The 22353-nt window shown below is 73.7% G+C and carries 21 protein-coding genes; 9 read left to right on the top strand and 12 right to left on the bottom strand.

All coding sequences use genetic code 11. The annotated features are described in order from the left end of the window. Positions 1 to 25: 25 nt before the first annotated feature. The 3 genes from AB4039_RS23435 to AB4039_RS23445 all read right to left on the bottom strand — a co-directional run bounded on the left by AB4039_RS23435 (position 26) and on the right by AB4039_RS23445 (position 2557). On the bottom strand, positions 26 to 1474 hold the full coding sequence (locus AB4039_RS23435; RefSeq protein WP_266844833.1) for a carotenoid oxygenase family protein: 1449 nt from the start codon (positions 1472 to 1474) through the stop codon (positions 26 to 28). Then, positions 1474 to 2115 carry a TetR/AcrR family transcriptional regulator gene (locus AB4039_RS23440; RefSeq protein ID WP_266844834.1) on the bottom strand — a complete coding sequence of 214 codons (642 nt, stop codon included), beginning with the start codon at positions 2113 to 2115 and terminating at the stop codon, positions 1474 to 1476. The genes AB4039_RS23435 and AB4039_RS23440 overlap by 1 nt, the downstream gene beginning before the upstream one ends. Before the next feature lie 61 nt (positions 2116 to 2176). Next, on the bottom strand, positions 2177 to 2557 hold the full coding sequence (locus AB4039_RS23445; RefSeq protein ID WP_442271735.1) for a hypothetical protein: 381 nt from the start codon (positions 2555 to 2557) through the stop codon (positions 2177 to 2179). A gap of 244 nt (positions 2558 to 2801) precedes the next feature. On the opposite strand from AB4039_RS23445, the gene AB4039_RS23450 reads away from it, so the two are divergent. From AB4039_RS23450 to AB4039_RS23460, 3 genes are all read left to right on the top strand, one after another. Next, positions 2802 to 4244 carry an MFS transporter gene (locus AB4039_RS23450; RefSeq protein WP_442271736.1) on the top strand — a complete coding sequence of 481 codons (1443 nt, stop codon included), beginning with the start codon at positions 2802 to 2804 and terminating at the stop codon, positions 4242 to 4244. Between the two features lie 84 nt (positions 4245 to 4328). Further along, positions 4329 to 5126: a response regulator transcription factor gene (locus tag AB4039_RS23455; protein ID WP_442271737.1), complete on the top strand. Its 798-nt coding sequence runs from the start codon at positions 4329 to 4331 to the stop codon at positions 5124 to 5126. Further along, a complete protein-coding gene (locus AB4039_RS23460; RefSeq protein ID WP_442271738.1) occupies positions 5123 to 6517 on the top strand; it encodes a HAMP domain-containing sensor histidine kinase in 1395 nt (464 codons plus the stop codon). Before AB4039_RS23455 ends, AB4039_RS23460 begins: the two co-directional genes overlap by 4 nt. A gap of 4 nt (positions 6518 to 6521) precedes the next feature. On the opposite strand, the gene AB4039_RS23465 is transcribed toward AB4039_RS23460, so the two are convergent. Then, positions 6522 to 7610, bottom strand: coding sequence for a TAXI family TRAP transporter solute-binding subunit (locus AB4039_RS23465; RefSeq protein ID WP_442271739.1), 1089 nt, complete (start codon positions 7608 to 7610; stop codon positions 6522 to 6524). Positions 7611 to 7784: 174 nt separating this feature from the next. Here AB4039_RS23465 and AB4039_RS23470 point away from each other — a divergent pair, with 174 nt between their 5' ends. Beyond that, the gene (locus AB4039_RS23470) at positions 7785 to 8999 is read left to right on the top strand and encodes a cytochrome P450 family protein (protein ID WP_442271740.1); all 1215 of its coding nucleotides are present in this window, start codon (positions 7785 to 7787) and stop codon (positions 8997 to 8999) included. Between the two features lie 65 nt (positions 9000 to 9064). Here AB4039_RS23470 and AB4039_RS23475 read toward each other — a convergent pair whose 3' ends face one another. Then, positions 9065 to 9268, bottom strand: a complete 204-nt coding sequence (locus tag AB4039_RS23475; protein ID WP_030230186.1) for a cold-shock protein — start codon at positions 9266 to 9268, stop codon at positions 9065 to 9067. A 313-nt stretch (positions 9269 to 9581) separates the two neighbouring features. Then, positions 9582 to 10538: a helix-turn-helix domain-containing protein gene (locus AB4039_RS23480; RefSeq protein WP_266844845.1), complete on the bottom strand. Its 957-nt coding sequence runs from the start codon at positions 10536 to 10538 to the stop codon at positions 9582 to 9584. 98 nt (positions 10539 to 10636) lie between these two features. Here AB4039_RS23480 and AB4039_RS23485 point away from each other — a divergent pair, with 98 nt between their 5' ends. Next, positions 10637 to 11668 carry a saccharopine dehydrogenase family protein gene (locus AB4039_RS23485; RefSeq protein ID WP_442271741.1) on the top strand — a complete coding sequence of 344 codons (1032 nt, stop codon included), beginning with the start codon at positions 10637 to 10639 and terminating at the stop codon, positions 11666 to 11668. A gap of 281 nt (positions 11669 to 11949) precedes the next feature. On the opposite strand, the gene AB4039_RS23490 is transcribed toward AB4039_RS23485, so the two are convergent. After that, entirely contained in the window at positions 11950 to 13362 is a 1413-nt protein-coding gene (locus AB4039_RS23490) for an amidase (protein WP_442271742.1), read from the bottom strand. Between the two features lie 149 nt (positions 13363 to 13511). Here AB4039_RS23490 and AB4039_RS23495 point away from each other — a divergent pair, with 149 nt between their 5' ends. Further along, positions 13512 to 14108 carry a TetR/AcrR family transcriptional regulator gene (locus AB4039_RS23495; protein WP_266844849.1) on the top strand — a complete coding sequence of 199 codons (597 nt, stop codon included), beginning with the start codon at positions 13512 to 13514 and terminating at the stop codon, positions 14106 to 14108. A gap of 124 nt (positions 14109 to 14232) precedes the next feature. On the opposite strand, the gene AB4039_RS23500 is transcribed toward AB4039_RS23495, so the two are convergent. Then, on the bottom strand, positions 14233 to 14913 hold the full coding sequence (locus AB4039_RS23500) for an HAD-IA family hydrolase (protein WP_442271743.1): 681 nt from the start codon (positions 14911 to 14913) through the stop codon (positions 14233 to 14235). A 51-nt stretch (positions 14914 to 14964) separates the two neighbouring features. Beyond that, complete coding sequence (locus AB4039_RS23505) at positions 14965 to 15909, bottom strand: hypothetical protein (protein ID WP_442271744.1); 945 nt, start codon at positions 15907 to 15909, stop codon at positions 14965 to 14967. 216 nt (positions 15910 to 16125) lie between these two features. On the opposite strand from AB4039_RS23505, the gene thpR reads away from it, so the two are divergent. Further along, positions 16126 to 16746, top strand: coding sequence for an RNA 2',3'-cyclic phosphodiesterase (gene thpR, locus AB4039_RS23510; protein WP_266844853.1), 621 nt, complete (start codon positions 16126 to 16128; stop codon positions 16744 to 16746). Positions 16747 to 16797: 51 nt separating this feature from the next. Here thpR and AB4039_RS23515 read toward each other — a convergent pair whose 3' ends face one another. After that, on the bottom strand, positions 16798 to 17895 hold the full coding sequence (locus tag AB4039_RS23515; RefSeq protein ID WP_266844855.1) for a hypothetical protein: 1098 nt from the start codon (positions 17893 to 17895) through the stop codon (positions 16798 to 16800). Positions 17896 to 18007: 112 nt separating this feature from the next. Further along, a complete protein-coding gene (locus tag AB4039_RS23520) occupies positions 18008 to 19189 on the bottom strand; it encodes a hypothetical protein (RefSeq protein WP_266844856.1) in 1182 nt (393 codons plus the stop codon). A gap of 289 nt (positions 19190 to 19478) precedes the next feature. Here AB4039_RS23520 and AB4039_RS23525 point away from each other — a divergent pair, with 289 nt between their 5' ends. Beyond that, positions 19479 to 20417 (top strand): serine hydrolase, encoded by a 939-nt coding sequence (locus AB4039_RS23525; protein WP_266844858.1) that lies wholly within the window; start codon positions 19479 to 19481, stop codon positions 20415 to 20417. A gap of 103 nt (positions 20418 to 20520) precedes the next feature. Here the strand turns inward: AB4039_RS23525 and AB4039_RS23530 are convergent, their stop codons facing one another. Next, positions 20521 to 20889, bottom strand: coding sequence for a hypothetical protein (locus AB4039_RS23530; protein ID WP_266844859.1), 369 nt, complete (start codon positions 20887 to 20889; stop codon positions 20521 to 20523). 219 nt (positions 20890 to 21108) lie between these two features. On the opposite strand from AB4039_RS23530, the gene AB4039_RS23535 reads away from it, so the two are divergent. Next, the gene (locus AB4039_RS23535; protein WP_442271745.1) at positions 21109 to 22293 is read left to right on the top strand and encodes a CopD family protein; all 1185 of its coding nucleotides are present in this window, start codon (positions 21109 to 21111) and stop codon (positions 22291 to 22293) included. Positions 22294 to 22353 lie beyond the last annotated feature (60 nt).

Consider the following 22353-nt stretch of genomic DNA (forward strand, 5'->3'; position numbering starts at 1 on the left):
CGCGCCGGGGAGCCCGCCCTTTGGGTCAGCCGCGCACGGCCCCCGGCGTCCGGGCGGCGGGCCGCGCGTCCGGGTCCTCGTCCGGGTCCTCGTCCGGGACCCAGTTTCCGTGGAGGCCGAGGGGGACGCGTACGGGCAGGTGGATGCGGGCGAGCGGTTCCCCGGTGAAGTCCCGTGCGGAGAGGATGACCAGATCGGCGGCGCCGCGCTCCGGGCTGTGGACGTACGCCATCACGTAACCGTCGTCCTCGGCCTCGGGCGTCTCTGCGGGGACGAACACTCCTTCGCCGACCGCGGCGAAGCGTCCGAACTCGTGCGCCTCGGTGGTGCCGCGGGACAGGTCGTGTTTGAGGAGCGCGTTGCTGAAGCCCGCGTCGGGGCGCTGGTCTCCGGGGCCGGCCGGCGGTGCGTACAGCTCGACCGCGGCGGCGTAGCCGTACCGGTACGGGAGCCCGGTGAAGCGGGAGTTGACGCGGGGGAACTCCTGGGTGCGGTCGTCCAGCCGCTCCTCGCGGACCTTCCCGGCGGCGAGGTCGATGGTCCAGCGGTAGAGGGTGGGGCGGCTGGTGCCGACGTCGCGGATGTCGAAGCCCTCGGGGTGGCGGACGAGGTCGACGACGACGTCCGTGCCGTTCTCGTAGGCGTTGAGGGTGTGGCCGACCAGGCTCGGGGTCACGGGGAACCAGCGCACCGGGCCGCCCGCGCGGGGCATCACGCCGACGCGCGCCGGATGGGTGTCGTCCCAGACGAAGGGGACCCCGGTGGCGAGGTGGGCCGCGCTGAAGACCACCGGGGCGTCGAAGAGGATCACGTGGCGGTCGGTGAGCGCGAAGTCGTGCATGTAGGGGCTGCCGGGGGTGTGCACGGTGGTGGCGCGCAGCACGGTGCCGGTGTCGTCCATCACGATGTGCTGGACGTGTTCGGAGCCGTAGCGGAAGGCGAGTGAGTGGAGCTCGCGGGTGCGGGGGTCGAAGAGGGAGTGGGCGTTGGCGTTGTAGCCCTCGGGGGTCGCGCCGAGGTCGCAGGGGCCGAGCGTGTCCAGGTCGTAGGTGAGTTCGTACGGGCGTAAGCCCCCCTCGATGAGCGCGAACGTGCGGCCGGCGAGGCCCGCCACCTGGACGTTCGGGGCGAAGTCCGTCCGCGGGTCGACGGGGGCGCCGCGGCGCGGTTCGCCGAGCCGGTCGGCGACGGAGGCGGAGCGGACCCAGCGGTTGCGGTACCACTCGGCGCGGCCGTCGCGGATGCGGACGCCGTGGACCATGCCTTCGCCGAGGGTCCACAGGTGGGCGGCGGCGTCCTCGATGCCCAGCGGGTTGGGGCCGGTGCGCAGGTAGCGGCCGCTGAGGTGGTCGGGTATCCGGCCGGTGACGGGCAGGTCGTGGGCCGTGGTCTCCTCGGTGACGGGTGCGAAGTTCCCCGAGAGGTAGCGGTTGGTCGTCGTACGCGTCGTCGTACGTGTCGTCGGGGGTGTCATCAAGGGGTCCGTTCCGGGTCGGTGGACGGGGCCGGCGGGGCCAGGAAGGCCTGGCCGAGCGCGGCCATGAGGGTGGTGTAGCGGCGGGCAGCGGTGTCGGGCGGGAAGTGGCCGGCGAGTTCGAGGCTCACCGCGCCGTGCGCGGCGGCCCAGAACAGCTTCGAGATCTCGTGGGCGTCACCGTCCGGCCGGAACACCCCGGAGTCGATGCAGGCGGCGACGGCCGCGGCCGAGGCGTCGAAGGCGGTCCCGGCGACGGCCAGGGCCTCGGCACCGGGGGTGTAGTGGGGGATGGCCCGTTCGAACATGACGCGGTAGTAGGCCGGTTCGGCCAGCGCGTGCTCCCGGTAGGCCCTGCCGAGGTTGTCCAGGTGGGCCAACGGGTCGTCGGTCGGCGGGACGTGTTCCTGGGCTCGGCGCAGCCGTGCGAAGCCCTCCCGGTACAGGGCGTCGGCCAGGCCCTCCTTTCCGCCGAACATGGTGTAGAGGACCTTGGTCGAGGTGCCGATCTCGGTGGCGATCCGCCGGATGGTCAGGGCGGCGGTCCCCTCCTCGACCAGCAGCCCGATGGCGCGGTCGAGAACGGCGGTCCGTGCGGCTTCCTGACCGGCCCGGAGGGCGTCCTGGTAGAGCGTGGTCATGGGTAACAACATAACCCAAAGGTAACGCTGTTACCAGCATCCTCCCGATTCCGCGCGGCGCCTACGGACGGGCCGTCACGACCCGGCCCAGGTCCAGCAGGCTCAGGCCGAACATCAGGGCTCCCAGGGGGACATGGACCGACGGCACGTGCGCGATGCCGAGCACCACCTGTACCGAGGCCAGGACGAGGAATCCGGACGCGTGCAGGACGGGGCGCAACGGGCCGCCGCCGGGCCGCCAGGCCAGGATGGCGGCGAGCAGGTACAGCATCGACGCGCCGTACATCACGCGCGCTCCGACACCGTGCAGCAGCTCGCCGTGCGACGAGGCGAGCAACAGCCCGGCGGTGGCCGCCTGGAAGAAGATGGCCGAGGTCTGCAGCGCGATCGCCGTCCGCACGAACGGGAGGCCGCGTCGTCCTGTCGTCATCTGTGTGGCCATGGCCCGGTCCCCTCGTCGATCCGTCGTCGGTGTCTCGGAGGTCCGACGACGCAGGCCCCCGAAATGTGAGGCCGGGGGTCTGCTCCCGCGGAATGTGCCGGTCCCGTGCCGTCCTTTCTTAGCGGCACGTTAGATCTGCGGGCCGGACGTTGTACGGGGGCGGCCGCGGACGCATGCTCTGGGCACTCCCCACCGCCGGGGCCCCTCCCCCGTCCCCTGCCGGGGACCTCCGACTGGAGGCGTCATGCCCTCGTCCACCGCAGTCCCCGCACCGCCCCCGCCGCTGCCGCAGGGCGCCGACCTCCGCAGGAAGCGGCGCACGGCCCTGATCGGCGGTTCGCTCGGCAACCTCGTGGAGTGGTACGACTGGTTCGTCTACGCCAGCTTCGCGATCTACTTCGCCGACTCCTTCTTCCCCGGCGACAACCCGACCACGCAGCTGATGAACACGGCCGGGATCTTCGCCGTCGGCTTCCTCATGCGCCCCGTCGGCGGGTGGATCCTCGGCCGCGCCGCCGACCGGCGCGGGCGCAAGAGCGCGCTCACGCTCACCGTCACCATGATGTCGGTGGCCGCCCTGCTCATCGCCGTCGCCCCGACCTACGGGCAGGCCGGCTACTTCGGTGCCCTGGTGCTGCTGCTCGCGCGCCTGCTCCAGGGCATGAGCATCGGCGGCGAGTACGCCGCCAGCGCCACCTACCTCACCGAGGTCTCCGCCCGGAACCGGCGCGGCCTGGGCTCCTCGTTCCAGTACGTGTCGATGACCTGCGGCCAGCTGCTCGGGCTGGGCATCCTCATCACGATGCAGCACACGCTGACCACCGCCCAGTTGGAGAGCTGGGGGTGGCGGATCCCCTTCGTCCTCGGCGCCTTGTTCGCAGTCGTCGTCTTCTGGCTCCGGCGGCGTCTCCAGGAGACCGACGCCTTCACCGAGCAGACGTCACAGGGGGACGACGCCGGCGACGACAGCACGCGGGGCACCCTCAAGGTCCTGTGGCAGCACCGGCGGCAGGCCGGACTGGTCATGGCACTCACCCTCGGCGGGACCGTGGCCTACTACACGTACACCACGTACCTCACCAAGTACCTGGTCGGCAGCGCCGGCATGGCGAAGACGACCGCCACCCTCGTCAGCTTCACCGCGCTCACCCTCTTCGCGGCCCTGCAGCCCTTCGCCGGAATGCTGTCCGACCGGATCGGGCGGCGGCCCCTGCTGATCACCTTCGCCGTGGGCTGCACCTTCGGCACGTACCCGATCATGACGGCCCTCGGGTCGGCGTCCTCGTACTGGTCCGCCCTGGGTCTGTCCCTCCTGGCGCTGGTGATCGTCACCGGCTACACCTCCATCAACGCCGCGGTCAAGGCGGAGCTGTTCCCGACCCGGGTCCGGGCCCTCGGTGTGGCGCTGCCGTACGCCATCGCCAACGCGCTCTTCGGCGGCACGGCCGAGTACGTGGCGCTGTGGTTCAAGAGCGGCGGCCACGAGAAGCTGTTCTTCTGGTACGTCTCCGGGTGCGCGCTGGTCTCCCTGGTGACCTACCTCCTGATGCCCGACACCCGCGATGCCGCACTCAGCCGCGCCGAAGCCGAAGCCGAAGCCGATGGCGATGGCGATGGCGATGGCGATGGCGGTGCCCGGCCGGGCACCGGGGATTCCCGGGCCCCGTCGGTGGGGGCCGCACGCTGACGCGCGCCGGTGACCCGGGGCGGCCGCTCCCGTAGGCTGCTGTCCCCGGCCACGGCACGGGTCATCGGGTGAGGGGAACCGGCCATGCACGCGCTTCTCGTCGAGGACGACGACCGGATGGCCCAGGCCCTCGGCACCGCCCTCTCCCAGCGCGGCCACACCGTCCGCCGGGTGGGCCGGGCCCTGGACGCCCTGCTGCACCTGCGCGAGGCCGAGTTCGTCCTGCTCGACCTCGGCCTGCCCGACCTGGACGGGCTCGAACTGCTGCGGCGGCTGCGCACCGTCTGCGACGCCCCGCTGATCGTGGTGACCGCGCGCTGCGAGGAGCGCGACATCGTGCAGGGTCTGCGGGCCGGCGCCGACGACTACGTCGTCAAACCGTTCCGGATGGCCGAGCTGATGGCGCGCATCGACACCGTGCGCCGCCGCACGGACCGGCGCACCGCCCGCCGGGACGCCGACGCCGGGCACGGCGACCACCACCACCGTCCCGTGCGCGCCGGGGACGTCGAGGTGGATCCGGCGGGCCGGACGGTGACGGTGGCGGGAGCCGAAGTCCGGCTGACCCGGCGCGAGTTCGACGTCCTGGCCTTCCTGGCCGTACGCCCGGACGAGGTGCACTCCCGCGAGGAGATCATGGACCGGATCTGGGGGGACGCCTTCCTCGGCGCCTCCCGCTCCCTGGACGTCCACGTGGCGGGCATCCGCGCCAAGACCGGCCGCTCCGGGCTGGTGCGCACCGTCCGCGGGTACGGGTACCGGCTCGGCCGCCCCGCCACCGGCGGCGGCGACGGCGACGGCGGCCCGCGGGACGAAGCGTGGAGCCCGGCGGACGACGGGGCCCACGACGCGGCCCACGGCGAGGCGGACCGCGCCCGGTGAGGCGTCGGCTCCTCGCCGTGCTGCTGGTGCTCATGGGCGCGGCCACCCTGTTGCTCTGCCTGCCCCTCGCCGACGCCTACGCGCGCGGGCGGACCGAACACCTGCTGCTGCAACGCCGCTCGGAGGCCGTACGGTTCGCGGACCTCGCCGAACGGATGCGCACCGCCGCCGACCGCCGCGAGCTGTCCGACGAGATCGAGCGGTACGCGCAGCTATACGGAGCTTCGGTGGCCGTGGTCGACACGGCCGGCGGGACGGTCGCGCGGGCCGGTACGGCCCCTTCCCCGGAGGGTGCTTCCGGCCGGGCGCCCTCGCCGGCGGCGGACGCCCTGGCCCGCGCGCTCACCGGCCGGTCCACCGACCGGCTGCCGGCCATCCGCCCCTGGGGGCCCGCGACCGTGGTGGTGGCCGAGCCGGTGGGCCGCGACGAGCGGGTGAGCGGGGCCGTGCTGATGACGCTGCCCACCGGAGCGGCCCGCCGGGACGTGACGGTCCGCTGGTCCCTCATCGCCGCGGGGGCGTTCGCCGCCTTCGCCGCGGCCGCCCTGGTCGCGGTCGGGATCGCGCGCTGGCTGCTGCGCCCGGTCCGCGATCTCGACCGGGTGGTGGGGAGGCTGACCGCGGGCCGCCTCCAGGCCCGGGCGGTGTCCGACACCGGGCCGCCCGAACTGCGTCACCTCAGGCGGCATTTCAACACGATGGCGCAGGCCCTGGCCGATTCCCTCGGCCGCCAGCGCGACTTCGTCGCCGACGCCTCCCACCAGCTGCGCAATCCCCTGGCCACGCTGGTACTGCAGATGGAGAACGTCGAGCCGTACATCGCCCCCGGACCCGGCCGCACCGAGCACGCGCGCGCCCTGGACGAGGCGGAACGCCTGGAAGAGCTGCTCGACGGACTGCTGGCCCTGGCCCGGGTGGAGTCCGGCACGGCGGAGCTGCGCGACCAGGACGCCGCGCGTGCGGTGCGGGACCGGGTGGCGGCCTGGCATCCGGTGTTCCGCGACGCCGGACTGGAGCTGACGGCGCACGGCCTCCCGGACACCCTGGGGGTGCGGGCCCTGCCGGACACGGTGGGCCGGGTACTGGACGCCCTCCTCGACAACGCCGTGAAGTTCGTGCCCGGCGGCGGACGCGTCGAGGTGAGCGTCCGGCAGTCCGCCGCGGGGGACGCCGTCGTGCGCGTCGCCGACGACGGCCCCGGCGTGGCACCTGACCAACTTCCCTCGTTGTTGCGCCGGTTCACGCGTTCCCCGGAGCACCAGAACGTGCGGGGCAGCGGATTGGGGCTGGCCATCGCTGACGAGCTCGCCCGGACCAGCGGCGGCCGGCTGACGGCCGGCCCGAACGTGCCGCGCGGCCTGGCCGTCGAGCTCCGGCTGCCGCCCCCGTGAGCGGTCAGCCGTACACCGAACGGTAGTAGGCGACGGCGCCCGGGTGGAGCGGCACCTTGCCCGTCGAGATCGCGAACCGGGGCTCCAGCCGTACCCCGGCCGTGACCTCGCGCAGCAGGTCCCGCCACCGGTCGAACACCACGCGCAGCAGGGCCTCGACGGTGTCGCGCGGTACGTCGTCGCGGGCCAGGAGGTAGTTTCCGACCCCGATGGTGCCCACCGGCTCCGTGAGTCCGTACACCCCGGCCGGAAGGGTGACGGCGGTGTAGACGGGCCCGTAGCGTTCCCGGAGCGGCCCCACGTGGCCGTCCAACGGCAGGAAGCGGAGCGGTAGTTCGTGTGCCAGCCCGGTCAGGGCCGCTGTGGGTACGCCGCCGGACCAGAACAGCGCGTCGACCTCGCCGCCGCGCAGGGCGCGTACGGACTCGGCCAGGCCCAGGGGACGTTCGAGCGGTGCCGCGGCGGCCGCGTCCGGACCTGCGGCCCGCAGGATCCGGCCCGCCACCACCTGGGCCCCCGACCCGGCGGCGCCGGTCGCGACCGGCCGCCCCGCGAGGGCTCCGGCCTCGCGCACCTGGCCGTCCGCCGGTACGAGCAGGTGCGTGTAGTTCACGTAGACCCGGGCCAGCGCCGTCAGGCCGGTGACCGGCCGGGGGAACGACTCGCGGCCGAGGACGGCGTCCTCGGCCACGTCGGCCATCGCGAGGGCCAGATCGACGGTGCCCTCGTCCAGTTGCCGCAGGTTGTCCACGCTCGCCGCGGTGGTCACGGGGAGGATCGGCGGGCCGCCCCCGCGGTCGCCGTACGCCGCGACCGCCCGCGCCAGGGCCTGCCCGAACGCGTTGTACGGGCCGCCCTCGGGTCCGGTGGCGAACCGCAGCCGCCGCGCCGGGGCGGACGCCCCGGAGCATCCGGCCAGCGCCGCCGCGACCGCGCCGCACCCGGCGCCCATCACCCGTCGACGACTCACCCCCGCACTGCCCACGGCGTCAGCGTAGCCGGGCGGCCGTCCGGCGCCGGGCGGGAGGTGGTGCCGGTTCTCGATCGGCCACTCCAGCGGCACGCACCGGGCCCGGACCGTGACGGCCGTCACCGGGTACGCCTTCGTCCCGGCCCGCGCGCGAAGGGGTTCCGGTGGCCCGTCGCTCCTCCCCCGCCCCGCGGGAGACGGTCGGGAGGATGCGTCGTCGATGATGGAGATGATCATCCGGACCGAGGCCCCGACCGGCGGCCGCGGCCGGCCGCCCCGGGCACGTAAGGAACGCGCATGACGCGGATATCGCAAGACGTCACCCTGCCGCAGCCGTTCGGCGAACCCTTCGCACGCGACCCCCACGCCGTCTACGCGGCCCTGCGCGCCGCCGGACCGGTGCACCGGGTGGCGCTGCCCGACGGCTCCGCGGCGTGGCTGGTGGTCCGCGAGGCGGACGTCCGCGCGGGCCTGTCCGACCAGCGCCTCTCGGTGGACAAGAGGCACTCGGCCACGGGCTTCAGCGGTTTCTCCCTGCCGCCGGCGCTCGACGGCAACCTGCTGAACGTCGGACCCGAGGACCACCTGCGCCTGCGCCGGCTGGTGGCCCACGGTTTCACCCCCCGGCACGTGGACCGGCTGCGCGACACCGTCCGGGCCGCCGTCGACGAGCGGACCGCGCACCTCGCCGGGCTGCTCGACGGCGGCGGCGAGGCCGACCTGGTGGCGGAGTTCGCCCGCCCGCTGCCGCTGCGGGTCATCGGCGCCCTGCTCGACGTCCCGTCCGACGACCGGGAACGGTTCTCCGGCTGGATCTCCGCGATGCTCGCCCCGGGCTCCCGCGAGGAACTGGTCCGATCCATCGGCGAGGTCCACCGCTTCCTGGCCGACCTCGTCGCCGTGCGGCGCGCCCGCCCCGGCGACGACCTGCTTTCGGACCTCATCACGGCCCGCGACGAGGGGGACCGGCTCACCGAGGAGGAGCTCGTCTCGCTCGCCTTCCTGATCCTGGGGGCGGGCAGCGAGAACGTCCAGCACGTCATCAGCGCCGGCGTGCTCGCCCTCCTCGACCACCCCGAGCAGTCGGCCCGGCTGCGGGCCGAACCCGCGCGCATGGCGGACGCGGTCGAGGAACTCCTGCGGTACACGAGCCCCAACCAGACGGCGATCCGCCGGTTCCCCACGGAGCCGGTGGAGATCGGCGGCGTACGGATCCCGGCCGGGGACACCGTGCTGTTCGCCCTGGCCTCCGCCCATCGCGACCCGGACCGCTACCCCGACCCGGACCTCTTCGACATCGACCGCGCCGACAAGGCCCACCTCGCCCTCGGACAGGGCATGCACTACTGCCTGGGGGCTCCCCTGGCCCGGCTGCAGCTCACGCTGGCTCTGGGCGCGGTCCTGGACCGGTTCCCCGGCCTGCGGCCGGCCTGCCGGCCGGACCGGCTCCGCTGGCACAGCACCTTCAGGTTCCGCGCCCTGCGGGAGCTGCCGGTCACCGGGCTCCGGTAGGGCCCGGCACCGAAACCGCCCCGGAGCAGGTGCTCCGGGGCGGCTGGGTGTGCCTGCGACCGAGGTCAGGCGACGGTGATGTTCTCCGCCTGCGGGCCCTTCTGGCCCTGCGTGACGTCGAAGGTCACGGCCTGGCCTTCCTGGAGCTCGCGGTAGCCGGTGGAGTTGATGTTGGAGTAGTGCGCGAAGACGTCCGGACCGCCGCCGTCCTGCGCGATGAAACCGAAGCCCTTTTCGGAGTTGAACCACTTCACGATGCCGCTGGCCATGGCCGTGCCTCTCAGTCGATGTCGGATCCGCACCGCGCGGACCCGGAGGTGATCGCCCTGGTCCTGCACTGCACAGCAAAGCGCCCACGCCTGGGCGCGGGCAGGTACTGCGAACCACGACAGCTGCCGCAGACGCTACACGTCGGAACCGGCGCCCACCAGAGAGCAACGATCACTGTCACGAAATCGGGGTGCCGACCCGGGGCGAGGTACCCGAGATGGACCATCTCATCACGGGACGCCCACCGTTGGGGACGTTCTCATCACCTCATCACTTCTGCACCATTTCACATGAAGCACGGCGTACGGGAGGCTATGAGGTCTGCGCGGGGTTGGCGCTGCGGAACGAGCGGCGGTAGGTGTCCGGCGGGACTCCGACGGTGCGTTTGAACTGGCGGCGGAGCGTGGTCGCGGTGCCCATCCCGGTGGCGAGGGCGACCGACTCGACGCTCATTGCGGTGGCCTCCAGCAACTCCTGCGCACGCCGTACCCGTTGAGTCAGCAGCCACTGCAGGGGCGTCTGCCCGGTCACCGACCGGAACTGCCGGCCGAGGTGGCGCGGGCTCGTGTTCGCCTTGCGGGCCATGTCGGCCACGGTCAGCGGCCGGTCCAGCCGCTCCAGGACCCAGGCGAGCAGGCCCGCCAGCACGTGGTCTCCCTTCACCGGCACCGGCGAGGCCACGAACTGGGCCTGCCCGCCGGGCCGGTGGGGCGGCATGACGAGGCGCCGGGCCACGGAGTTGGCGATGAGCGCGCCGTGGTCGAGGTGGACCAGGTGCAGGCAGAGGTCGACGGCGGCAGCCTTCCCCGCCGCGGTGAGGACACTGCCGTTGTCCGTGTACAGCACGTCCGGGTCGACCACGGCACGGGGATGACGTGCGCTCAGCTCCGCGGCGTGCGCCCAGTGGGTCGTGGCCCGGCGGCCGTCCAGCAGCCCGGCGGCGCCGAGCAGGAAAGCCCCCGTGCACAGGGAGGCCACCCGGGCACCCGCCTGATGGGCCGCGCGTACGGCCTCGACCAGATCCGGCGACGGCGGTACGTCGATGTCGGCGCACGCGGGCACGATCACGGTGTCGGCGGCGGCCAGGCGCTCCAGCCCGTGGTCCGGCTCGACCCGGAAGGGCCCGACCCGTACCGGCCCCGGCCCGCAGAGCAGTACGTCGTACCAGCCGTCCGTGGCCTCGCGCGGGGGATTCCCGAAGATCTCGTAGGCCACCCCCAGTTCGAAGTGGAGCAGGTCACCAGCGGCCAGCAGCGCGACAGTGGGCATGTCCGAAAGTGTACGGGTGGTGTCGTTCCGGACCATCACACCCCGGCCACCCCCGCGACGAGACTTACCGCATCGGCACAGCGAGAGCAGGGGGAACCATGAGTACAGCGGCGGCAGTGGTGGTGTACGGGGCGACCGGGCACACGGGGCGTTTCGTCGTGGCCGAACTCCTGAGGCGCGGCGTCGCCACCGTGGTCTCGGGGCGGAACGCGGCGCGCCTGGAGGAGCTGGCCGCCGAGTGGGACGGGGTGGTGGTGCGGCCGGCCACCGTGGACGACTCGGATTCCCTGGACCGTGCTCTGGCGGGTGCGGCGGCGGTCGTCAACTGCGCCGGACCGTTCGCGGTGACGGCCGGCCCGGTGGTGGAGGCGGCGCTGCGCGCGGGGATCCCGTACGTGGACGTGGCGGCGGAGATCGAGGCGAACGCCGCCACGTTCGCCGAGCACGCCGAGGCCGCCCGGAAGGCCGGGGTGGCGGTGGTGCCGGCGATGGCGTTCTACGGCGGCCTGGGCGACCTCCTGGTGACCGCGGCCCTGGGTGACCGGACGGCGGCGGACGAGGTGCACGTGGCGTACGGGTTGAGCAGCTGGCATCCCACGGAGGGCACGCGGGCGGCCGGCGCGGTGTCCCACGAGCGCCGCGCGGGCCGTCGGGTGCGCTTTGCGGACGGCGCGCTGCGGTACCACGACGACGAGCCGCGGGTGGTGGACTGGGACTTCCCGGGGCCGCTCGGACGGCGGTCGGTGATCGCGGAGTTCACGATGGCCGATGTCGTCACCGTGCCGAGCCACCTTCAAGTGCCGGACGTGCGCACGTACATGAGCGTCGAGGCGGCCGGGGACCTGGCCGCACCGGACACGCCCGCTCCCGAGGCGGTGGACGCGCTGGGGCGCTCGGACCAGCTCTTCGCCGTCGACGTGCTGGTCCGTGCGGATGGCGTCGAGCGGCGGGCCACGGCCCGAGGGCAGGACATCTACGCGGTCACCGCCCCGTTGGCGGTGGAGGCCGTCCAGCGCCTCCTGACCGGCCGGACGCGGACCACGGGCGTGGCCTCGGCGGGCGCCGTGTTCGACGCGGCCGACTTCCTGCGGGCGCTGGCCCCGTACGTGTCGGTCGACCTCCCGTACTGACCGGCCGCGGCCGCCCGGCGCCGGACCCGTCGGGAAAGCGTCCCCGTCTCCCCGCCGGCCCGGCGGGAGGCGACGGACGGGCACGGGACCGCGGTCACCTTCCGGGCGGACGCCGACCTCTTCGGGACGTCCGACCACGCGTTCGCCACCCTGGCGGACCGGCTTCGCGAACCGGCCTGCCCCACCGGGGCCCGACGGCCTCCCCGACGGACGGGCGTCCGGGCCGCACCGGCCCCGGCCAGGTCCGGTACCCGTAGGAGCGCGGCCCCCGCCGGGGCTTCCTAGCGCGGATCGATCGGGGTCAGGCCCCTGAGCCGTTCCTCGATCGCCCCGGCCGCGGCCAGGCACAGGTCCTCGCGGAACGCGCGCCCCACGATCTGGACTCCGCACGGCAGCCCGTCCGTCACCCCGGTCGGGACGGCCACGGCCGGCACGCCGACGAAACTGGTCACCGTACACAGGCGCATGGCCGTCGCCACCCGGTCCCGGCCGGCCCGGTCACGGGATTCCAGGCCCGGCTCGACCGGCGGCTCGGTGAACACCGGTCCCAGCAACAGGGGGTGTTCGTCGAGGAATTCGGCCCACGCGCGGCGGATGCCCAACCAGGTGCCCATCAGCTTCACCAGCTCGTCCGCGGTCGCGGGCGGGGTCCGTTCCATCGCCATGGCGATGAAGCGGTCCCCGCCCTCGCCCAGCAGCCCGCGCACCACCGGCCAGGCCGGGGCGAACTCGGTGACGGTGATCCGCCCGTACGCGTCGAGGGCCTCGTCCAGCCTGGGGACGTCCGGCACCTCCCGTACGTCGTATCCGGCGTCCCGCAGGGCGGCGGCCGCGCTCTCGACGGCGGCGCGGACCGTGGGGTGCACACCGTGTCCACCCGGGTCGGCGACGACCGCGACCTTCACGGGGCCGGGAAGCGGCTCCCCGTAGAGGGGCACGGGGACCGCCTGCGGGTCGCGCGGATCGGGGCCGGCCAGCACCTCGTAGGCCAGCCGCAGGTCGGCGACGCTGCGGGCCAGCGGGCCGTCGGTGACCAGGAACTGGGACGCGGGGCCGGGGTCGTCCGGGCCGAGGACGCGCCGGTCGGCCGGGATGCGCCCGGTGGTCGGCTTCAGCGCGGCCACCCCGCAGAACTGGGCGGGGATGCGGAGCGATCCGCCGGAGTCGTTGCCGAGCCCGAGGGCCGCCATACCGGTGGCGACGGCGACCCCGTCGCCCCCGCTGCTGCCGCCGGGGGTCCGGGCGGGGTCCCAGGGGTTGACCGTGTCCCCGAACAGTTCGCTGCGCGTGTGCATCCCGGCGAGGATCAGGGTCGGGATGTTGGTGTGCCCGATGGGGACGGCGCCGGCCGCACGCAGCCGCGCCACGGGGATCGCGTCGGCCGGGGCGACGAGGTCGCGGAAACGCTCGACGCCGAAGGTGGTCGGTACGCCTTCGACCGGCGTGCTCTCCTTCACGGTGAACGGCACGCCCGCGAGCGGCCCGAGCGCCTCGCCCGCGGCCCGGCGACGGTCCGTCCGCTCGGCGGCCTCCCGGGCGCGGTCCGCGAGGGTTCGGGTCACGGCGTTGACCCTCGGGTTGGCCTCGGCGATGCGTTCCAGATGGCCGTCGACCAGTTCGAGGGCCGAGACCTCCCCGTCGCGCACCGCCTTCGCCTGCTCGCCGGCCGACATCCTCCACAGGGCGTCCCGCATGGCACGCCTCCTTTCCCGTTGGCCTTCGCGTTCACGTGGGCACGCACGTTCCGATGCGTGCGTATCGGAACCTTAACCCGCGAACCGATGCGATCGCATCGGATAAAGTCCGGAGTGGAAGAGGACCCCTCCCCGGAARGGCGGCGGACATGCCCAGACAGGTGGACCACGCGGACCGGCGCCGCATCGTCGCCGAGGCCGTCTGTGAACTCGCCGACGAGCACGGGCTGGAGGGCGTGACCCTGCGCGACGTCGCGGCCCGCGCACAGGTGTCGATGGGCGCCGTGCAGCGGTGCTTCCGCACCAAGGAGGAGATGCTCGTGTTCGCACTCGGGCACATCGGCGAGCGGATCGGACGCCGCGTGCGGGCCCGCCTCGTCAGGAGCCCGGCCCAGTCGGCCGCCACCGCGCTGGGGCACGCGGCCACGGAGGTCGCCCTGCTGCGGGAGGAACACCGCGCCGAGGCCCGGGTCTGGCTCGCCTTCGTCGCCCAGGCCGCGGTCAGCGAGGCCCTGGCCGGCACCCTGAAGGCGAGCTACGCCGCGCTGGAGGAATCCTTCGCCGGTCTCGTCGCGGAGGCCGTCGAGGGCTCCGCCCGCGCCGTTCCCGTGGACCCGCGGCGCGAGGCCCGCACCCTCCTCGCCCTGGCGGACGGGCTCACCGCCCACGTCCTGATCGGCCACCTCACCCCCCGGGCGGCCCAGGACGTCCTCGACGCCCATCTCACGGCCCTCTTCACGGGCTGAGCCGCCGCGCGGCGGGTCCGGCGGGTCCGGCGGGTCCGGCGGGTCCGGCGGGTCCGGCGGGTCCGGCGGGTCCGGCGGGTCCGGCGGGTCCGGCGGGTCCGGCGGGTCCGGCGGGTCCGGCGGGCTACCGTGCGGGGCGCGGCGCCTCCCCGCACGCTCCGGAGGCGAACGCGAGGATGTCGGGGACGGCTTCGCGCAGGGTCGGGTAGTGGCGGTGCACACCCTCTACCGCGGCCGGGGTGTTGACGCCCCACACCGTCATCCCGGCGCGCAGGCCCGCCAGCACTCCCGACGGGGCGTCCTCGACGACCAGGCAGTCCCGCGGGTCGGCGCCCAGCCGGGCGGCGGCACTGAGGTAGGGGGCCGGTGAGGGTTTGCCCTCCTCCACGGCGGCCGCGTCCACGATCAGGGCCGGGACGGGCAGGCCGGTCCGGGCGAAGCGACCGCGTACCCGGTGCTCGTAGTTCGAGGTCACCAACGCCCAGGAAGCGGACGGCAGGCGGGACAGCAGCTCCGCCGCGCCGTCGAAGGCCGCGTAGACGCCCGACCGGACGTCCTCGTCCTCCAGTTCGTGCAGGGCCGCCAGGCACTCCCGCAGATCGCGGTCCGGAGCGACCTGCGCGAAGGTCTCCACGGGCCGTGTCCGCAGGGCGACCCGGTGGACCTCGTCGGGGTCCAGTCCGTGGCGCTCCGCCCACGTCCCCCAGACGCGGCGCTGGTTGTCCAGGGCGTCGATCAGTGTGCCGTCGACATCGAACAGGACGTGGGTCCGGCGGCCGGCGCGCCGTTCGCTTTCGCTGGTCATGGGCCGATCATGCCATCGTGCGTCCGGGGCGTCGGCGGGCCGGGCGCCGGGTCAGACGTCGCGCAGGAAGGTGGACAGCGGGACGGCCGTGGTGTCCCGTGAGGGGCGCGAGAGGTGGAAGGCGGTGTGGAACCAGCCGGCGTCCTCCTTGCCGCGGGGGTCTTCGCCGAGGGCGGTCACCGCGTCGACGGCGTGCCGCTGCTCGGCGGCGCTCGTGAACAGGCGTTGCGGGTAGGTGGGTTCCGCCACCTTCTCGGTGATCAGCCCGAAGGGTGCCAGCCCGTCGGCGATGGTCCGGTACGAGCCGGTGCGCAGGACGAACGCGGCGACCCACACCTCCTCCCGCGCGGCACCGAGGAGCGGCCGGAAGGTGCGGGGGGACAGGAAGCTCGCACCGCCGGTGACGGTGATCAGCCCCACCGGGCGTACGGCGGCCAGGAGGCGGGCGCCGGGCGGCTCCGTTTCCAGGTTCACGGCGAAACCCTCGTCCAGGAGGCCGACGGAGCACGCGTAGGCGATGGCACCGGCGGCCGCGTCGAGCCCGATCACCGGCACGGCGTCGGGGCGGCGCCGGGCCGCGTAGAAGGCCCGGTCCCGTTCGATCAGTTCCGCGGTGGTGAGCGCGGCCGCCCGCGGCGACGTGTAGTGGGCGTAGAGGTCGTCCAGGGTCAGGTCGTGGTTGAGGAGGGCCGCGTTGATCCCGTAGGAGCAGCAGACGTCCAGGACGGCGAGGGGCCCGGAGGCCGCGGCCCGTCGGCGTGCGGCCGTCAGGCGGCGGAAGACGTCCTGCGCGTGGTGCGGGGTCCGGTACTGCCAGCGGCCGAGGCCGCGGAAGAAGTCCCTCGGGTCCGGCCGGTCGTAGATCTCGTCGAACGACGTCATCGCGGGCCCGTCCGGTGCCGCCGCCCGGTCCGTCTCCCGGTCCGTCTCCCGGCCTCCGCCTCCGCCTCCGTCGTGCCGCATGCCGTTCCCGCTGGTGTTCGCCGGCCGTGTCATCGTGCACCGTCCTCCCCCGCCGCCGTGTCGCGTCAAGCAATAGCCGTCGGCGTCCGAGGACGGAAGGGGTACCGGCGGGACCCGGCCACCGTCCCGCTCCCCCGGCGGGCCGCCCCGGCACGTGTGGGGTCCGGGGGCCCCGGTAGGCTCCCCGCGTGGGGACGCGGGGGCACCGCGCTGACCGGCCCCGGCCGCACCGCACGTACGGAACAGAAGATGACCGAAACGCCCGAGCACGCGACGCAGTCCCCGGCGGACGGACGGGGACCGGCCCCGACCGTCCGCGTGTTCATCGCCCTCGCCCCGCCCGACGACGCGAAGGAAGAGCTGGAGCGGGAACTGGGTCCGGCCTACCACGCCCACCCGCGCATGAGGTGGAACCGGATCGAGGACTGGCACATCACGCTGGCGTTCCTCGGAGAGCTCCCGGTGGCGGCCGTTCCGCCGCTGCGGCCGGCGCTCGCCGCGCTGGCGGCCGCCCGACGGCCGTTGCGGCTGGCCCTGCGCGGCAGCGGTCACTTCGACGAGCGGGTGCTGTGGACCGGGATCGACGGGGAGCTCGAAGGACTGCACCGGCTCGCCACCGACGTGCGGGCCCTGGTCCGGGAGTGCGGGATCGCCTTCCAGGAACGGCCGCTGCGCCCCCATCTGACGCTCGCCCGGTCGCGGCGGGGCGCGCACTCCTGCGCCGTGGAGGCCGCCGCCGGGCTGACCGGTTTCACCGGCCGCCCGTGGCCGGCCGAACGCCTGCACCTGGTCGGCAGCAACATCGGGCGCGGTCCGGGACCGATCCACTACCGGGACATCGAGTCCTGGAGCTTCGACGGGGAGGACTGAACCGGCCCGCCCGGGACCGTGCTTCCGGGCGGGCGGGGGCGGTGCCCGGCGTCAGCCCCGGCCGGGCGCCGGAGCGGCGTGGGCCGAGGCGATGAGGCCCTCGGCGAGGTTCTCCTTGCGCATCCGCTGGTCCACGTAGAGCAGGGACAGGACCAGCTGGGGGTAGCCGAACTGGAACACCCCGCTGATCGCCACGCCGAGCAGCACGAAGAGCGCGTACACGACGATGCCGACGATCAGCGTGGTGAAGTCCGAGGCCTCGTCGCCCGCCGTCAACATGGCCGGGAACAGCGCGAACATACCGATCAGGGTGAACGGCAGCTGGATGATGTACCCGACGACCATCGCCAGGAGGTACGCGAGCAGCGAGATGCCGAACACGCGCCACCAGCCGCCGCTGACGAGGCGGGCGGAGCGGCGCAGCGCCGCGACGGGGCCGAGCCCCTCGCACACGGCCACGGCGGGCGCGAGGCTGAACCGGATGGTGAGCCAGACCGACACGGGCGTCCAGAGCAGCGCGCCCAGGAACAACAGGAACACGGCGGGCGGTGGGCCTGAGCCGTCCGCGCCCATGATGATCAGGGGGAAGCAGACCGCGTAGAGGACGATGATCGGCCCGCCCGCGATCAGCCCGATGAGCAGGACGACGCCGAGTACGGACGGCAGCCGGGACCAGCACCGCCGCCACATCGCGCGGAAGGTCGCGGGGCGGCCGAGCACCGCCTCCTGGATCAGCGCGGGACACAGGGCGGCGATCATCCCCATGCCCAGCGTCATGGTGACCAGCATGAGCACCACGGCCGGTACGAAGTACACCAGCAGGGCCATCACGTCGGCGCCCGCGGGCCGCTCGTCCGGTCCGAGGTCGAAGACGGCGTCGAACCGGGTGCCCGCGCCGAGGACGGCGAGCCCGATCGCGGCGGCCACCAGCAGGATCCCGATGCCCTGTACGCCGAGGATGACCCCGGTCAGGGGCTTCCAGTAGCGGCGGAAGGCGGAGAAGCCTCCGCCGAGCAAGTCGCCCATCCCGAGCGGCCGCAGGGGTATGACGCCCGGTTGCGGCGGAGGCGGGGGCGGCATCCAGCCGCCTCCCCACTGCGGTGCGGGCTGTCCCGGGTGGTGGTGTTCCCACCCCGTGTTGTGCGACATCACTGTCCCCCTCGAATGAAGGGATACGTTAACCCGCGGTTCCGCGCCGGGGCACGGCGGCCCCGGACCGGCGGACCGGCGGCCCGGAGCAGCCGGTTCACCCGGGCCGGCGTCAGGAGCAGCCGGGTACCGTGCCGGCGCAGTTCGCCGGCGCGTTGCCGGTGATGTCGCTCTCCGTGAGGACCACTTCGGCCCCGGCCGAGTTGTGCGTGCCGCCGCCGGTGCGGGCGGCGCGGTTCTCCGAGACGTTCGTGTGGTCGAGCGTCAGGCGGGTGGACACGGAGCCCTCTTCCTGGACGTTGCGGATGCCTCCGCCGTCCCGGCCGGCCTGGTTCCCCTCGACCTCGCTCTCCTCCAGCATCGCGGCGCCTTCGTTGCCGAGGGCGCCGCCGTCCCGGCCCGCCTTGTTGTCGACGAAGGCCGTCCCGTGGACTTCCAGCGTCGCGATCGCGCCGTTGTCCACGGCTCCGCCGTCGAGGCCCGCACGGTTCTCCAGGAACCTGCTGTCCTCGATCCGGGCGGAGCCCTGGTTGCCGATGGCGCCGCCGGCGTCGCGGGCCTCGTTCTGCTTGAAGTGACTGGACTCGACGATCAGCGTGCCGCGGTTCCGGACGCCGCCGCCGTCCCCGTCGGCCGTGTTGCCCGCGACGATGCTCTTCCTGAGCGTGAGCAGGCCGGTCCCGCCGTTGTCGAGGCCGCCGCCGTGGCCGGATCCGGGCGATGCGGAAGTGGCGGTGGAGGTGGAGGTGGCCACGTTGGTGAGCACCTCGCTGTGGACGAGCGTCACCTCGCCGCCCTCGTTGGAGATGCCTCCGCCGTCCCCGCCGGCCCGGTTGCCGACGACCTTGCTGTTCTCCACCCACAGCGTTCCCTCGTTGGCGATGCCGCCGCCGTCGCCGTCGGCGTGGCCCCCGGTCACGGTGACGCCCTTCAGGGTGAGCCGGCCGCGCTCGTTCACCGCGAGGATCCGGAAGCGGGGGACTCCCCCGCGTACGGAGCGGATCAGGGTCGTGTGCTCGCCGATGAGGGAGATCTTGCCCGTGACGGCCGGCAGGGCGGTACCCGAGTTCCCGTAGCCGTCCTCGAAGCGGTAGGCGCAGTTCTCCGCCAGGGTGATCGTGGCGCCTTCGGGCCGGGCGTTCGCCCGGTTGACCGCGGTGACGAGTCCCGCGGAGTCACCGCATGCCACGCCGATGCCCAGCGGGGCCGGCGCCGCCGCGGCGGGGGCCGTCGCGGCGCACAGGCCGACGCCCGCCACCACGGCGGATCCGGCGAGCAGGAGTCGGTTCTTCATGTGCGGTTCCCTCATCCTCGGTTCCAGGACCGGCTGCCGGGCAGCCACCGTCACGACGCACCAGAAGTACCGGTCGAGCACGGGGGCTTCCGGCACCCCGGTTCGGACATCCCGAAAGTTCATGCGGACAGCGGTCGCCCTTTCGGCGAACGGACGTCCGCGGGGGCCCGATCCGGATCCGCCGGTGCAGCGGTATGCCCAAGGCCGCGTCCGACTGCGTACCCTCCCGGTGGGCGCGGGCGCAGCGGCGCTCCGCCCCTCCATCTCTTCTCCCACCACGGGGGCCGACTTGATCACACATCTGCTCCGCCGCGCACGCGGGGCACTCGCCGTCACCGTCGTCGCCGGAGCCCTGCTCACGGTGTCCGTACCGGCCCACGCCGCCGCTTCGCCGCCCCTGACCGCCGCAGGCGCCTTCCTCCTCGACGCGTCCTCCGGGGCCACGCTCACCTCCAAGGCCCCCGACACCAGGCGCCAGATGGCGAGCACCACGAAGATCATGACGGCGGCGGTGGTGACCACCCTGCCCGGCCTGAACCTCGACCGGAGGGTCACCGTCAAGCAGGAGTACCTCGATTACGTCTACCGGGAAGGAGCGAGTTCGGCCCAGCTCAGGGCGGGCGCGACCCCGACGGTCCGTCAGCTCCTGTACGCCATGATGCTGCCCTCGGGCTGCGACGCGGCGTACGCGCTCGCGGACACGTTCGGCTCGGGCTCCACCATCGCCGCCCGCAAGGCGGACTTCATCGCGAAGATGAACGCCAAGGCGAAGTCGCTGGGCATGACCAACACCCTCTACGACACCTTCGACGGCATCTCACCGACCGGGAACAACCGCACCACCCCGCGCGACCTCGCCAAGCTCACCCGGTACGCGATGACCAACACCCTGTTCCAGACCCTGGTGAAGACCACGTCGTACAGCAGCGGCGGCACCTCCACCCTCGGCACCTGGAGCAACACCAACCTCCTGGTGCAACCGCGCCCCACCGGATACGGCTACCCGGGCGCGATCGGCGTCAAGACCGGCACCGGCACGGCGGCGGGCAAGTGCCTCGTCTTCTCGGTGAACCGCAACGGCAAGACGATCATCGGCGTCCTGCTGAACGACGAGGAACGCTACGCCGACTCCATGGCCCTGTCCGACTGGGCCCTCGGCCCGGCCGCCGGTTCCAAGGCCGCGCTCCAGCGCAGCAGCGCGGAGCCGGTCCCGGACGTCCGCGACTGACCGGGACGGCGCGGAGCGGGTGCCGCTCCGCTCCGCGCCCGCCCCGCGCATCGGCGCCCGCCCCCTCCGTCACGGGAGGGGGCGGGCGCCGGCGCGTGGGTGGTCAGGAGACGCGCTTCAACGTCCACGCGTTGTTGTTGAAGCCGCCGTTCGCGGCGTAGACGCAGCTGCCGCTGTAGTACGAGGCGGTCTGGATCCAGCCGACGGGCTGGTAGGTGGAGGCGCAGGCCTGGACCACCGTGCCGACGGGGAGGCCGGTCAGCTGCTTGATCTGCTTGATGTTCGGGTTGAAGCTCTGCGTGCCGCAGCTCGCGCTGTACCCCCAGCTCACGTCGACGTAGCCGGTGGGCGTGACCACGCTCGCGCAGGAGGTCGTGACGTCCCCGGGGGCCGCCTCGGCGGGGGCCGCGGTCAGGGCGAACATCGCTGCGGCGCCGGCCAGGGCCATGCCGGTGGTGCGGAGGCGGGTCATGGGTCGTGACTCCTTCGGGTGATGGACGGCCGGTCAGGCCAGGAGCAATTACTACGGCCCGAACATCCGTTCTCGACAGCAGGTTTCCGGCCCAAACCGCACCACACCGATCCAGCCGCGGAACACACTGCCGCCCCCGCACGAATACGGATGACCCATCAGACAACGGCTTGAACCCACCTGCCGGAAACCGCTGGAACTTAGGTTAGCCTGCCCTTTGTGAATCTTATACACCTGGCTGCCTCGACCGGCTACACCACGCCTCCCCTGTGGCGCGTCCTCACCAAGAGCGGCTACTTCGCCGGCCTCTGCGCAACCATCGGCGCGACGGCGACGTACGCCGCGTCGGTGCGCCCCGCCCTGCGGGGGACCGATGTCCCGCACGAGGACGCCGAGGTGACCAGAGACAGAACCGCCGGCTACCTGGCCTGGGCCGGAGTCGTCCTGCTCGTCGCGGGCTACTTCCAGCTCGCCGCCCGGGTGGCCCGCTCCGGCAAGGGCATGCCGTTCGGTGACGCCCTCGCGCCGGGCAGGATCGCGGACTTCCTCACGGCGCCCGCCGGGAAGGGGGCGTGGATCGCCCAGGGCACGCTCTACCTCGTCCAGAACCTCGCGCTGCTCCTCGCCGCGGCCGCCCTGATCGCCCTGTTCCTCCCCAGGGCACGCCGGCACACGGACGCCCTGGTCCTCACCGCGCTGCCCCTGACGCTCGCGATCACCCTCATCGCGGCGGTCCCGGCCATCGAGCCGAAGGACGCGGACAAGGTCCTGGACCTCGTCTTCGGTCAGGCCCACATCATCAGCGGCGTGGTGTGGACCGGCGGCCTCGCGCTCCTCGCGGCGCTCTCCGCCTCCCGCGGCCGGCTGGGCGAGAACGCCGGCGCGCTCTGGGCCGACATCTGGCGGCGCTTCTCCCTCGTCGCCCTGATCTGCGTCGGCGCCGTGTTCACCTCCGGGCTGTGGATGGGCTGGAAGCACGTCGGGGCCGTCAGCCAGCTGTGGACGACGACCTACGGGCTCTTCCTCCTCGTCAAGGTCCTCCTGGTCCTCGGCATGGTCACGGCCGGCGGCGTCAACCAGTTCTGGCTCATGCCCCGCATCGTCAAGGCCCGCCGCGACGACGACCGGACCTCGCTCACGCACCTGACGCTGCGGCACTTCCCGAAGGTGGTCTGGGGCGAGGTCGCCCTGGGGACGGCCGTCCTCGCCGTCGTCCCCTTCCTCGGCGGCTCGGCCCGCACCGAGGCGGGCAGCGCGGCCGCCGTGTGGAGCGGCAGCGTCTTCGCCCTGGGCGCCGTCCTGGTGCTCACGCTCGTGGCCTCGCTCTCCATGACGGTCCGGGCCTCGGACGCCCTCGCCCGCCGCACGGCCGCGCCCACGGCGATGCCCACGCCCACGGGCTGACGCACGGGCCGACGCCGCCGCCCGTTGTCCCGCTGCCGCGCCGGGCGGCCGGCGTCAGCG

It is taken from the genome of Streptomyces sp. M-16 (assembly GCF_052114405.1).
Taxonomy (GTDB): Bacteria; Actinomycetota; Actinomycetes; order Streptomycetales; family Streptomycetaceae; genus Streptomyces.

What these genes read in the sequence shown, in the direction of transcription:
- AB4039_RS23505 (WP_442271744.1), bottom strand. Translation starts at nt 15,909, where the DNA reads ATGACACGGCCGGCGAACACCAGCGGGAACGGCATGCGGCACGACGGA.
- AB4039_RS23475 (WP_030230186.1), bottom strand. Translation starts at nt 9,268, where the DNA reads ATGGCCAGCGGCATCGTGAAGTGGTTCAACTCCGAAAAGGGCTTCGGT.
- AB4039_RS23440 (WP_266844834.1), bottom strand. Translation starts at nt 2,115, where the DNA reads ATGACCACGCTCTACCAGGACGCCCTCCGGGCCGGTCAGGAAGCCGCA.
- AB4039_RS23480 (WP_266844845.1), bottom strand. Translation starts at nt 10,538, where the DNA reads ATGCCCACTGTCGCGCTGCTGGCCGCTGGTGACCTGCTCCACTTCGAA.
- AB4039_RS23450 (WP_442271736.1), top strand. Translation starts at nt 2,802, where the DNA reads ATGCCCTCGTCCACCGCAGTCCCCGCACCGCCCCCGCCGCTGCCGCAG.
- AB4039_RS23435 (WP_266844833.1), bottom strand. Translation starts at nt 1,474, where the DNA reads ATGACACCCCCGACGACACGTACGACGACGCGTACGACGACCAACCGC.
- AB4039_RS23515 (WP_266844855.1), bottom strand. Translation starts at nt 17,895, where the DNA reads ATGTCGCACAACACGGGGTGGGAACACCACCACCCGGGACAGCCCGCA.
- AB4039_RS23490 (WP_442271742.1), bottom strand. Translation starts at nt 13,362, where the DNA reads ATGCGGGACGCCCTGTGGAGGATGTCGGCCGGCGAGCAGGCGAAGGCG.
- thpR (WP_266844853.1), top strand. Translation starts at nt 16,126, where the DNA reads ATGACCGAAACGCCCGAGCACGCGACGCAGTCCCCGGCGGACGGACGG.
- AB4039_RS23530 (WP_266844859.1), bottom strand. Translation starts at nt 20,889, where the DNA reads ATGACCCGCCTCCGCACCACCGGCATGGCCCTGGCCGGCGCCGCAGCG.
- AB4039_RS23470 (WP_442271740.1), top strand. Translation starts at nt 7,785, where the DNA reads ATGACGCGGATATCGCAAGACGTCACCCTGCCGCAGCCGTTCGGCGAA.
- AB4039_RS23485 (WP_442271741.1), top strand. Translation starts at nt 10,637, where the DNA reads ATGAGTACAGCGGCGGCAGTGGTGGTGTACGGGGCGACCGGGCACACG.
- AB4039_RS23445 (WP_442271735.1), bottom strand. Translation starts at nt 2,557, where the DNA reads ATGGCCACACAGATGACGACAGGACGACGCGGCCTCCCGTTCGTGCGG.
- AB4039_RS23455 (WP_442271737.1), top strand. Translation starts at nt 4,329, where the DNA reads ATGCACGCGCTTCTCGTCGAGGACGACGACCGGATGGCCCAGGCCCTC.
- AB4039_RS23520 (WP_266844856.1), bottom strand. Translation starts at nt 19,189, where the DNA reads ATGAAGAACCGACTCCTGCTCGCCGGATCCGCCGTGGTGGCGGGCGTC.
- AB4039_RS23500 (WP_442271743.1), bottom strand. Translation starts at nt 14,913, where the DNA reads ATGACCAGCGAAAGCGAACGGCGCGCCGGCCGCCGGACCCACGTCCTG.
- AB4039_RS23495 (WP_266844849.1), top strand. Translation starts at nt 13,512, where the DNA reads ATGCCCAGACAGGTGGACCACGCGGACCGGCGCCGCATCGTCGCCGAG.